The following is an 11,662-nucleotide window of genomic DNA, read 5'->3' as shown; positions in this document are numbered from 1 at the left end:
CAACTTTCGACTGGCTGGTCAAAAGGCAGAATGCTATCGCATCTGACCCTTTGACTTTTTATTCAATGTTGCTCTTCGTACTTGAATCCGCCCATGTTTTGGGCTGATACTCCCATTTTTTCCTATAAAAAAACGCGCTCACAGCGCGTTTTTCTTTATCTGACTGCGGTAGGAGTAAGTGCCGTCCTGCTCTGCCAGCGCCAATACACTCGCATCAACAATAAGAGCGCAACGATCGTGCCAAAAATGATGGGTTGAAAAAAATCATGCTTGCCGGCCTTCATCCAGAAATAATGCAATATCCCTAGCGGCACAATCACATACACCAGCCGATGCAACCATTGCCAGCGCTTGCCGCCCAGGCGTTTGATCATGCTATTGGTGCTGGTCAGCGCCAACGGTAACAGCAAAACAAACGCGATAAAGCCGACTGTGATAAACGGACGCTTAATTACATCAGCCCACATTTCAGTCAGATCAAAAAAGTGATCGAACCATAAAAACGTGGTGAAATGCAGTAAGGCATAAAAGAAAGCAAACAAACCCGTCATACGCCGCAAGCGGATAAGCCAGTTCCATTGCGTCAATTTACGTAGCGGCGTCACCGACAAGGTGATGCAAAGCAGATATAGCGTCCAGTCACCGGTATTGCGGGTAATAAACTCCACCGGATTGGCACCCAGCTTATCGAGAAAGGTGAATGCGACCAAACGGACAAATGGCAGCAAACCGATCACAAACAAGACTGCTTTGATCAGACTCAACTGTTTTGGTGAGGGCTGAAATGAAGGCAATTTCATACCTTAGTAAAACTTCTTCAAGTCCATGCCGGCGTACAAAGAAGCCACTTCGCTGTAACCGTTAAACATCAGTGTTTTGCGCTTTCTGGACAAAATCCCGTCCTCACCAATACGACGCTCAGACGCTTGCGACCAACGCGGATGATCGACCTCTGGATTCACGTTGGAATAGAAACCATACTCGCTAGGTGCGGCGATATTCCAGGCAGTTTTTGGCTGCTCTTTGGTGAAGCGAATTTTGACGATGGATTTGGCCGATTTAAAACCATATTTCCAAGGCAACACCATCCGCACCGGTGCACCGTTCTGGTTTGGCAATACTTCGCCATACATACCCAGACTTAGCAGAGCGAGAGGGTGCATCGCCTCATCCATACGCAGACCTTCCACATACGGCCACTCCAATACCGGGCGACGTAGTCCAGGCATTTGTTTTTTATCATCCAACGTCGTGAATTCCACAAACTTGGCATTACCCGTCGGCTCCACCTTTTTGATCAGATTCGACAAAGAATAACCAGTCCAAGGTATCACCATAGACCAGCCTTCAACGCAGCGCATACGATAGATGCGCTCTTCCAGTGGAGCCAGTTTAAGCAAAGCATCCAAGTCCAGTGTCATTGGCTTTTTCACTTCGCCCTCAATCGTCACAGTCCAGGGGCGTGGTTTGAGCGAGCCAGCGTTCATCGCAGGCTCTGATTTATCGGTACCGAACTCGTAAAAATTGTTATAGGTCGTCGCGTCTTTATAGCTGGTCTTTTTTTCCACCAGCGCATAAGCGGGATTGAGGGTCGCGGCCAGCTTTTGTGCTGTAGCCGATTGCGCAAATGCTTCGCGCTGTGCCATTTCAAACAAGGCAGTGCCAGCGACCGAACCCACCGCCATTTGACGAATAAAATCACGGCGCGATTCAAAAATAGAGCGAGGTGTGATTTCGGATGAAAATGGCAAGTCGATGCCGTTTGGACTACGTTTGATCAACATGGTGACTCCCTATGCGACGAGATGAAAATGCAAGAACAACAATTTTTTATTACTGGTTTGAGTCTTTAGATTGCGAATAGTTTCTCATGAGTCGCCAGAGTCTGCTGAACCTTACATTTTTTACAGAAACAAAGAAAAAAAGCCTCGCAACATGCGTTTGCGAGGCTTTGAATTTGTGTAAAAGCTTTAGAAGCGAATTGTGCTCGTGGATTTATAAGGTTCCGTAAGAATGCAAGCCCGACAAAAACATATTCACGCCGAGGAAAGCAAAAGTCGTTACCAGCAAGCCAATCAAAGCCCACCATGCGGCAATCTGGCCACGCAAGCCTTTCATCAGGCGCATATGCAACCAGGCGGCATAGTTCAGCCAGACAATCAGAGCCCAAGTTTCTTTCGGGTCCCAAGACCAGTAACCACCCCATGCTTCTGCTGCCCACAACGCGCCTAAAATCGTCGCAATCGTGAAGAAAGCAAAACCGACCGTAATGGCTTTATACATTACGTCGTCCAGCACTTCCAAAGAGGGCAAGCGGTCTTGCAAATAACCTTTAGATTTCAACAAATACGCCACCCCAACCATCGCTGCCAGCGAGAATGTACCGTAGCCGATAAAGTTAGCAGGTACGTGGATTTTCATCCACCAGCTTTGTAATGCCGGAACCAGTGGCTGAATCTCTGCCGCGTCGCGCTTGACCGTGTACCACAACAAAAATCCGACTGCCGCAGAAATCACGATCAATACAAACGGCCCCAACTGACGGGTTTTATATTGCTGCTCGTAATACAGGTAAAACAAAGCCGTGATCATGGAAAACAGGATGAACACTTCGTACAAATTGGATACCGGAATATGACCAATATCTGCACCGATCAGATACGACTCATACCAGCGCACTAGCATGCCAGTAAAACCCATAATCACGGCAGCCCAACACAAAGTCGAGCCGATAGAAGATCCAAAATCAGAGCGGACAACCAAACCACCCCAATAAAATAGGGTAGATAAGAAGAATAAAGTGCTCATCCACAAAATCGCGGATTGACTAGAAAACAGATATTTGAGGAAAAACTTTTGATTGGCCATCTCCAGCGAACCTGCGTACAGGTAAATAGCAAACAGAGAAATCAACGTCAGCACAACCAGCAGCCAGCGCACGGGCTTCCAATGCCAGCCTAGCCATGCAAATGCGGGCACGGCAAACAGTAAAATCCCTTTTTCATAGCCATCCATATACATGCCAAAACGACTTAATGCGAATAAAGCACCTACGCTAAGAGCTAGGGCATAAAACCAGTCGATTGCACTCAGCCGCTTAAAGAAGCCTTGGTAAGGCGTATAGTTTTGTGTCATTTCCATCATATTTCCGATATCTAAACAATCTGCTGCTAAAGCACTTCAAAGAACAGTGTAGTCGATTACAACTGCGAAGGTGGATCGTTTGCTGGTTTAATTACTTGTGGCAATTCTGCCTTCAACTGATCGAACTCTTTCTCAAAATCGAGGGTTTTGCGCTGGGAACTGAGGGCAATTAATATTTTGGTTGCTGGCTTGCCCTCAGGATTAGCACCAACATCGGCATCTTTCAACCAAATCCAAAGACGGCGTTCACGAATATAAAACATCGAAAACACACCAATCACTAAAAACAGGCAGCCCAGATAGACGATGTTTTTTCCGGGTGAGCGAGTCACTTGCAAGATAGAAGCTTTTACCTCGTCAAAACCGCTCAATTGTAAATAAAATGGAGCGCCATAGAAAAACGAATCCGACAAAGCACTAGTCGCCAATTGCAAAAACTTTACATGCTTTTCATTTAGCTCAATCTCTGGCTGTCCCGCTTTTTCGCGCGCAACTTGCCACAGATCCCACATGCTGCCATTTAAAATTTTCATAAATACATCGGCAGCCTTGGCTTGCTCAGCCGCAGGAATTTGTTCCAAAAATTGAGAAATAGCGACAAAACCCGACGGTTGATTTGATTTCTGATTTACTTTACCAGCGTCACCAGGTTGGCCTGCAAAAATCGATAAGCCTTTGAAGGCAGACAGACCTAGTTGCTCTTGTAACTTTGCGTCATTATTGGGCAAAGCGCGTTTGGCATAGCGCTGTGCCGCTATTTGGCGCCATTCAGGATTGGCCAATGCTGCCCGCAAACGCATCCACTCAACGACGGTGTCATCATCATCCGCCGGAATCCGCAGGTAGCGAAAAGCATCATCAGGATTATCACGCATGCCCGCTAAAAAAATCGACGCGCCATCCAACTCTACCGGTTGCATATAGTTAGAGAACTCTTTAGCCTGACCATTTTTATCGCGCAATTTGTATTGCACGCTAGGGCCAACATTTTTCAGATTTTTGCTGTTGGCGCTTTTTCCTGCTGATCCAGTATGTTTATCCAGATCGGAGGCCAGTTGCTGATTAAAACTCTGATTCAAATTGACGGCACGGACGTCCTGCGTGTTGTTAGCCATATTCTCTACATTAGCCACGCGAAAACCAGTCCACTCTACTGTGTAGTCATTACCGCTGGCAGATGGCAAAGGTGTCGTGCCATTGACATCACCAGATATGGCAATACTCGTCATTGCATCACCCGACATGGGATATGCGGCCAGCGACAAATGACTACCGCCGTCCTCAATACCGGACTGGTAAACCGCAACGCCTTTATAAATCAGCGGCTCATTCACTTTGATAGTGGCTGAAAAAGTTTTACCTGTCTCATGATCTTTCACCATCACTTCGCTGGCAAAAAGTTTGGGCATGCCCGTTGAGTAGTAGTCGATGATGAATTTATTCAGTTTGATCGTAAATGGCAAATCCTGAATCAGTACACCTGTTTGTTGCTGAATAATTGCAGTACTGCTTGTAGCGCCTTCTGGAATAGTGGTATTACCGCGGAAGGTGGGAGTACCTAGCGCCAGTCGGTGTTGTGCCGGAATTTTGGCAATGATGCCACTGCCATCAAAAGGAACTTTACCCATAAACCATTGCTGATAACGGATAGATAAATCAGAATCAAGTAAGCCACCCACCATGATGATCACGATTGCACTGTGCGCAAAAATGTAACCCCACTTATTTGCTGCACCTTGTTTAGCTGCGATCAAAGTCGCATGATCTTTTTCTACTACTTTGAACTTGTAGCCAAGGCGAGTGATGTGCGCCGTTATTTGCTGCACAGTTAAAGGTCGCGTATTGGTCGCTTGCCATTCTGCCTTGTGATGAAAATTACGCAGAGATTGCTCGCGTACATTCTCGCGCCAGCTACGCATGTCTTTTAGCATCTTCGGCGCATTACGAATTAAGCATAAGCTGGTAGATAGCACCAAAAACGCCATAATCAGTAAAAACCACCAAGCGGAATATAGGGAATACATGCCCATTTTATGAAACACGTCAAACCAGAACGGTCCGAATTGATTCACATAATTCGGCATAGGCTCGTTTTGCTTTAATACCGTACCGATAATAGAAGTGACTGCAATCAATACCAACAAACTAATGGCAAATCGCATAGATGAGAGCAATTCTATGCCATCGGCTAACCAGCGGCGCTCGGTCTGGAGTTGCAATCCGGCGGTATCAGTTTCCACAATTATTTCCATAATTAATTTGTTCTAAAAATAAAAAAGGGGATGGCTTTTGCCACCCCCTCCGTTTATTCTTTAATTTGTTTCTTTTGTTGTATCTCTGTATTTATTTCAAGCCAGCGATGTAATCGGAAACTGCTTTCATTTCATCATCTGACATACGTTTGGCGATGGTTGTCATTTGTATGCCGTTTTTACGTGTACCAGTACGGAAGTTAGTCAACTGGGCGACCGTGTAGTCCTGATGCTGACCCGCAATACGTGGGAATTGCGCAGGTATACCAGCGCCGTTAGGGCTATGGCAACCAGCGCAGGCGGGTACGTTTTTCTCAGCGATACCGCCACGATAAATTTGTTTGCCGAGCTCGACGATGTCTTTATTTTTGGCCGCGCCTGGTTTTGGTTTCTGTGTGCTTAAGTAGGCAGCGACGTTTTTCATATCGTCTTCTGTCATTGCTTTTGCAAATGTGGTCATGACTGGATTATTGCGGTCTGGACCAGTGAAATTTGACAACTGCTTGGCGATGTAAGCCTCATGTTGTCCAGCCAACTTTGGATTGACCGAAATAGTCGAATTACCCGCTGCGCCGTGGCAAGATACGCAAGCGACAATCCCACGTGCTGCATCACCGTTCGTAAAAAGCGCCTCACCTTTGGCTGCATCCGCTTTTGCAGGGGCCTTCGCTTCTTGGTTGGCATATGCCACAGAGGTGATTGCAGACATCGCTAACATGGCGATGCTGATAGACTTTAAAAAAGGTAAAAAAGCACGGTTCATTCAAACACCTTGAGACTAATTTATGGAATCTGCCCTATTGGCAACGCACGTTTGCTGCGACTAAAACCCAGATCAAACCTGAATCAAGCGCACAAGCAAAACGCAAGTAAAACAATAAGCACAAAATACAGGATTGGAAACATGCAGCCCAATACCTAACCCCTTATTGTACAATAGCTTTAAGCGATTCTCTTTCTTCTGTTGCATTTTTCCATGCAATTTCCATGTACCGAGCACGTAGGCATGTAAGCACCTAAGCAATAATTAAGCACTTATTTAGTACTTATCAAGCACTCACTCACCTTTACAAGCAACTTCTATGTCTATCCTTTGGCAAGCCCGTTTTTTTACAACGGTCAATCATTTACGCGATTTGCCCAATTCATCCGTGCCGGAAATCGCCTTTGCAGGCCGTTCCAACGCAGGCAAATCAACTGCCATTAACATTCTGTGTAATCAGAAAAAATTATGTTTTGCCTCTAAAACACCAGGACGCACACAGCATATTAATTACTTTTCCATCGGTGGTGCGCATGTCGGCCAACATCGTAAGGATGAGACCCGTGCCGATGAAATTCGCGCCATGATGGTCGATCTACCAGGCTACGGCTATGCCGAGGTGCCTGGCGCCGCCAAGCATCACTGGAACCAGCTATTGGGATCCTATGTGCAAAACCGCGACCAGTTGTCAGCACTAATCTTGATTATGGATGCGCGCCGCCCTTTTACTGATCTGGATACGCAGATGCTGCAATGGTTCGCTCCGACCGGCCGTCCTGTGCATTGCCTGCTGACGAAAGCCGATAAACTCAATCGCAATGATTCCACCAACGCCTTGCGTCTGACGCAAACCGTGCTGGCTAGCTACACCGATGCGGAAGGTAAGCCCTTCCCGTTTACAGCTCAACTATTCTCGTCGTTAAAACGCACTGGCATTGAAGAAGCAGATGCAAAACTGCAATCTTTATTAGGTTTGGATTTGCCTTATACGCCACCATCGCGTCTTGCTAATGACAACGATAATAATGAGGGTGAAGATGGTAGCGTCTCGGCCCAGCAACATCAGTCACAACAGTCATAATAAGTACACGAATAAAAAAGCCTCGGCAGAACTAAATCGTGCCGAGGCAATAACGCCCGTCATATAGGACAACAGGCGCCCGCTCAGGGATGAGAAGCGGTAAGCTGAAGATGAGTTTGACGCTGGGATTTACAATTTTAATTACACTTTCAAATTAAAATTGAACATCCCGGAGCTGAACACAATTTACAACCTGCTTGTCTGAGCCTGCATCTTGCGAAAAGTTTCACTAACCTCAATATAAATTTTGGTGACCATCATGCCTAATTCAATCAAACCGTTCCAATTTCCCGCTGTTCGTATGCGCCGCATGCGTAAAGATGTGTTCTCCCGCGCACTGATGCGCGAAAACAGTGTGACGGTATCCGATTTAATTTATCCCGTGTTTGTGATTGAAGGCACTAATCAATCAGAAAAAGTTGCATCGATGCCCGGTGTAGAACGCGTTACAGTCGATGTATTACTCGGCGTGGCAGAGGACTGCGTTGCGCTTGGCATCCCCGTATTGGCATTATTTCCAGCGATCAGCCCAAGTTTAAAAACCGCTGACGGCATTGAAGCAACTAATCCCAAAGGTTTAATTCCACGTGCTATCCGCGAATTAAAAAGCCGCTTTCCTGAGTTAGGTATTTTGACAGACGTGGCGCTCGACCCGTATACCAGTCACGGTCAGGATGGTTTGCTGGATGCAAATGGTTATGTACTCAATGATGAAACCACCGCGATGCTTGTACGTCAGGCATTGACTCAGGCAGAGGCCGGAGCCGATATCGTCGCACCGAGCGACATGATGGATGGCCGTATTGGCGCCATCCGTCAGGCGCTGGAATCGAATGGCTACATCCATACCCGCATCATGGCTTACTCAGCCAAATATGCGTCTGCATTTTATGGCCCTTTCCGCGACGCGGTTGGCTCAGCCAGCAATCTGGGAAAAAGTGATAAAGCTAATTATCAGATGGACCCCGCAAATAGCGACGAAGCCTTACGTGAAGTCGCCCTCGATTTAGCCGAAGGTGCCGACATGGTGATGGTCAAACCCGGCATGCCTTACCTGGACATCGTCCGTCGTGTCAAAGATGAATTTAAAGTCCCTACTTTCGCCTATCAGGTCAGCGGTGAGTACGCGATGATCAAAGCTGCCGCACAAAATGGCTGGCTGGATCACAACAAAACCATGATGGAAACCATGCTGTCTTTCAAGCGTGCTGGTGCTGATGGGATTCTCACTTACTTTGCCCGTGACGTTGCCCGTCTGCTCAAGCACAATGCATAAAGTCTTATGCTAAAGCTGTCTCTCATCGTCCTTGCCGCAGCGCTAGCTATATTTGGCGCTGCGGAACAAATTACAGGCCAAACAGACCAGCTGATCTGGCTGCACTATGCGTTTAAACCGCTGACCACTTTACTGATTTTTTGGGTGGCTTTTGGCGTCCGACATTTCAATGTGAGGTACCGCAAAGCGATTTTGATCGGCATCCTCTTTTCACTCGTGGGTGATGTTTTTCTCATGCTGCCACTGACGCTGTTCAAGTCTGGATTTTTACTCGGTCTGGCCAGCTTCTTATTAGCGCATCTATGTTTTTTACGGGCGTTTATCAGCGACACACGGCTGGTATCACGGCCCTGGATTTTTTTAATTATCGGCATGATCGGTGTAATTAATCTCATTATTTTATGGCCAGGTATTCCGGGTGAGTTACGCGTCCCCGTGGTCGTCTATGTTGTCTGCTTGCTCTGCATGACATCGCAAGCACTGGCGCGGCATTTGGTCTTAAAAACCAAGGCCAGTAAGCTTGCCATGGCTGGCGGTCTGGCATTTATGTTGTCCGACACGCTGTTGGCATACAATAAGTTTAATGCCCCGTTGCCGCATGCCGCCCTACTGATACTGGCGACCTATTATCTGGCGCTTTACCTGATCGCACGCTCGGTTAAAACTTACTAAATCCTGCATCAAACTAAAACTACCTGCCAACTACCCACTATCATGCAAGAAAAAATCATTACCTTTGCGAGTCCTGTTTTTTTCTTGCTAATCGCAATTGAATTTATCGTCGCACGACGCCGGCAACGACACCTGTACCGTATTAATGATGCGATCAATAGTCTGAGTCTCGGCGTGATGAGCCAAATCATCGGTGTGTTTTTAAAAGTCCTGGCAATCGGCATTTATGCCTGGGTAGCGCAACATTTTGCGATTTTTGACTTATCTGATAACAGTGTATGGGTGTGGGTTTCTGGCCTGCTACTGTATGATTTTTTGTACTACTGGCTACACAGAATGGGACACGAAACCAATCTGCTCTGGGCCGCACATGTGGTACACCATCAAAGCGAATCCTATAATCTGACGACCGCGCTGCGGCAAACCAGTAGTGGCGCTTTATTTGGCTGGATTTTTTATTTGCCGATGGCTGTGCTCGGTTTTCCGGTTCATGTATTTATCATCATTGCGCTGATCGATTTGTTATACCAATTTTGGATACATACCGAGCAAATCGATAAGATGGGCTGGTTTGATCGCGTGTTCGTATCGCCATCCAACCACCGTGCACATCACGGTGTGAATGATCTGTATCTGGATAAAAACTATGGTGGCATTCTAATTTTATGGGACCGCTTGTTCGGTACGTTTATAGAAGAACAAGACGCACATCCTGTCGTCTTTGGTACCCGTAGCCCGCTGCGTAGCTGGAATCCTTTATGGGCAAATGTAGAGGTGTACAAAGCCGTTGCCTCAGATGCGTGGCATACACAAAATTGGTGGGATAAATGTCGCATCTGGTTTATGCCACCCGGCTGGCGTCCCGCCGATATTGTCGCAACATCACCTGCCAAATCATTCGACCTGCAACGCCCTGAATTTAACCCGCCGTTGACTGGCGCAAAGATGTGGTATTGCTTGGTGCAGTTTGTTATTACGCTGCAAGCAGGCACACATTTTTTGACGATTGCACCCAACACAGCATTTAGTAGCTTGCTACCGTATGCGATCTGGCTGATCGCTGGATTATGGATCGTTGGTGGTTTAATGGAGCAGCAAAAACTCTATGTCAAACTGGAAGCAGTTCGCCTTCTGGCAACGCTACTGATGGTACTCATTGGCGGCACTTGGTTTGCGCTTGTCAGCTTAACTTTCATTGCGCAAATAGCGATAGCATCGACCTGTATTATTTCTCTTGCCGCGCTGTGGCTGATTTTTAAAAAGTAATCGTTCGTATGGATATTTTTCACATCAATGACACACAAGTTTTACTTAATCCTGATGCGTCCATTAAGCCGGCGGGATTTGTCTGGCTAGATGCGACGCATGATGAAGTGAACCTTGATCCCGAAGCCTGGCGCGAAGAAGTCACTCGCATCACCGGCACGCAAATTTATGATTTGCATTTAAAAGACGCTGTCAACTTGACGCATCCGTCCTACTTCGATGCGACACAAGATTATGAGATGGTGGTATTCCGCAAACTGGCACTGAATGGTGAAGCAGCAGCAATCCCTAACGCAGAAACAAACGAGATTCAAAAGCGAAAAATCCCTGCTGTACTCAACAAGCTATTGACGGTGCCAGTATCGTTTTTCTTGATGGGGAATGCTTTAGTCACCGTGCGCTCAGTCAAAAGTCGCACCATCGACAATGCCCGTAGCCGTTTGCTCAATTACAAACATAAGGCAGAAGGTAATGGTCACTCCAGCCGCCTGCCTTGCTCGCCAGAAGATTTAATGCTGCGCATACTCAATGCGATGGTTGATCAATATCTGGAACTGCGTCAACCGCTGACCCAACAGCTTGACCGCTGGCAGCATGCCTTGCTCGATCCGCGCCGGCCTTTTAAGAATTGGTTTGCCTTGTTGGATTCACGCATTGAATTGCGCAAGCTCGACAGCCTGTGCGAGGAGCAGCGTGACGCCCTGCAAGAGCTGCGCGATCACATTGTAGATACGCATGACGGTAGCGATAGTGGCGACGGTCGTGCCAAAGATTTGCTACTGGTGCGCACCAACGACGTGATGGAACACATCAGCCGTGTTCTGAACCATGCGCGGCGGCTGGAGGCATCCTTGGAGTCGGCGGTACAAATCCACTTCTCGGCAATGGCTCACCGCACCAGCGAAATCATGCGCATGCTGACCGTCATCACCGCCTTGTTTATGCCGCTGACCTTAATCACCGGCATTTTTGGGATGAACTTCGTTGAGATGCCTTTGCTGAAACATGCTGCAGGATTCTGGATCACCATGGGTATGATGCTGGCGATTGTGATTATTTTGTTGCTGTATTTCCGTAGCCAGCGCTATCTGGAAGACAAAGCCAGCAAACGACGAGATTAATCCAATTGGCGTGCTATAGCCATATACTGGGCAGGTGTACATCGATAATATGCTCTATTGCCCAGAATTTATATGGACAATAAAATA

10 protein-coding genes are annotated in these 11,662 nt (G+C 47.1%); 5 read left to right on the top strand and 5 right to left on the bottom strand.

The window, feature by feature from the left end:
- Positions 1-155 precede the first annotated feature (155 nt).
- The 5 genes from msrQ to AAKU61_RS04835 form a co-directional block, all read right to left on the bottom strand.
- Complete coding sequence (gene msrQ / locus AAKU61_RS04855; RefSeq protein ID WP_354330093.1) at positions 156-800, bottom strand: protein-methionine-sulfoxide reductase heme-binding subunit MsrQ; 645 nt, start codon at positions 798-800, stop codon at positions 156-158.
- Positions 801-803: 3 nt separating this feature from the next.
- Positions 804-1,784, bottom strand: a complete 981-nt coding sequence (msrP, locus tag AAKU61_RS04850; RefSeq protein WP_354330091.1) for a protein-methionine-sulfoxide reductase catalytic subunit MsrP — start codon at positions 1,782-1,784, stop codon at positions 804-806.
- Positions 1,785-1,995: 211 nt separating this feature from the next.
- Positions 1,996-3,141, bottom strand: coding sequence for a c-type cytochrome biogenesis protein CcsB (gene ccsB / locus AAKU61_RS04845; protein WP_354330089.1), 1,146 nt, complete (start codon positions 3,139-3,141; stop codon positions 1,996-1,998).
- A 59-nt stretch (positions 3,142-3,200) separates the two neighbouring features.
- Entirely contained in the window at positions 3,201-5,396 is a 2,196-nt protein-coding gene (locus AAKU61_RS04840; RefSeq protein WP_503012579.1) for a cytochrome c biogenesis protein ResB, read from the bottom strand.
- A gap of 91 nt (positions 5,397-5,487) precedes the next feature.
- Positions 5,488-6,159: a c-type cytochrome gene (locus AAKU61_RS04835; RefSeq protein ID WP_354330085.1), complete on the bottom strand. Its 672-nt coding sequence runs from the start codon at positions 6,157-6,159 to the stop codon at positions 5,488-5,490.
- 319 nt (positions 6,160-6,478) lie between these two features.
- Between AAKU61_RS04835 and yihA the strand changes: the two genes are divergently transcribed.
- From yihA to AAKU61_RS04810, 5 genes are all read left to right on the top strand, one after another.
- Positions 6,479-7,240, top strand: coding sequence for a ribosome biogenesis GTP-binding protein YihA/YsxC (gene yihA / locus AAKU61_RS04830; protein ID WP_354330083.1), 762 nt, complete (start codon positions 6,479-6,481; stop codon positions 7,238-7,240).
- Positions 7,241-7,499: 259 nt separating this feature from the next.
- Positions 7,500-8,516, top strand: a complete 1,017-nt coding sequence (gene hemB / locus AAKU61_RS04825) for a porphobilinogen synthase (protein WP_354330082.1) — start codon at positions 7,500-7,502, stop codon at positions 8,514-8,516.
- A 6-nt stretch (positions 8,517-8,522) separates the two neighbouring features.
- Positions 8,523-9,188: a lysoplasmalogenase gene (locus AAKU61_RS04820; protein ID WP_354330080.1), complete on the top strand. Its 666-nt coding sequence runs from the start codon at positions 8,523-8,525 to the stop codon at positions 9,186-9,188.
- 42 nt (positions 9,189-9,230) lie between these two features.
- Positions 9,231-10,454: a sterol desaturase family protein gene (locus AAKU61_RS04815; protein ID WP_354330078.1), complete on the top strand. Its 1,224-nt coding sequence runs from the start codon at positions 9,231-9,233 to the stop codon at positions 10,452-10,454.
- 8 nt (positions 10,455-10,462) lie between these two features.
- On the top strand, positions 10,463-11,575 hold the full coding sequence (locus AAKU61_RS04810; protein WP_354330076.1) for a magnesium transporter CorA family protein: 1,113 nt from the start codon (positions 10,463-10,465) through the stop codon (positions 11,573-11,575).
- Positions 11,576-11,662: the final 87 nt, after the last annotated feature.

The organism is Undibacterium sp. GrIS 1.2 (assembly GCF_040544435.1).
Lineage (GTDB): Bacteria > Pseudomonadota > Gammaproteobacteria > Burkholderiales > Burkholderiaceae_D > Undibacterium.
The sequence above is the reverse complement of the archived record's forward strand: the minus strand, read 5'-3'. Positions and strand labels throughout refer to the sequence as shown.

Excerpts from the sequence above, each read along its gene's own strand:
- AAKU61_RS04820 (WP_354330080.1), top strand. The coding sequence starts at position 8,523 with ATGCTAAAGCTGTCTCTCATCGTCCTTGCCGCAGCGCTAGCTATATTT.
- yihA (WP_354330083.1), top strand. The coding sequence starts at position 6,479 with ATGTCTATCCTTTGGCAAGCCCGTTTTTTTACAACGGTCAATCATTTA.
- ccsB (WP_354330089.1), bottom strand. The coding sequence starts at position 3,141 with ATGGAAATGACACAAAACTATACGCCTTACCAAGGCTTCTTTAAGCGG.
- msrQ (WP_354330093.1), bottom strand. The coding sequence starts at position 800 with ATGAAATTGCCTTCATTTCAGCCCTCACCAAAACAGTTGAGTCTGATC.
- AAKU61_RS04815 (WP_354330078.1), top strand. The coding sequence starts at position 9,231 with ATGCAAGAAAAAATCATTACCTTTGCGAGTCCTGTTTTTTTCTTGCTA.
- AAKU61_RS04835 (WP_354330085.1), bottom strand. The coding sequence starts at position 6,159 with ATGAACCGTGCTTTTTTACCTTTTTTAAAGTCTATCAGCATCGCCATG.
- AAKU61_RS04810 (WP_354330076.1), top strand. The coding sequence starts at position 10,463 with ATGGATATTTTTCACATCAATGACACACAAGTTTTACTTAATCCTGAT.
- msrP (WP_354330091.1), bottom strand. The coding sequence starts at position 1,784 with ATGTTGATCAAACGTAGTCCAAACGGCATCGACTTGCCATTTTCATCC.
- AAKU61_RS04840 (WP_503012579.1), bottom strand. The coding sequence starts at position 5,396 with ATGGAAATAATTGTGGAAACTGATACCGCCGGATTGCAACTCCAGACC.
- hemB (WP_354330082.1), top strand. The coding sequence starts at position 7,500 with ATGCCTAATTCAATCAAACCGTTCCAATTTCCCGCTGTTCGTATGCGC.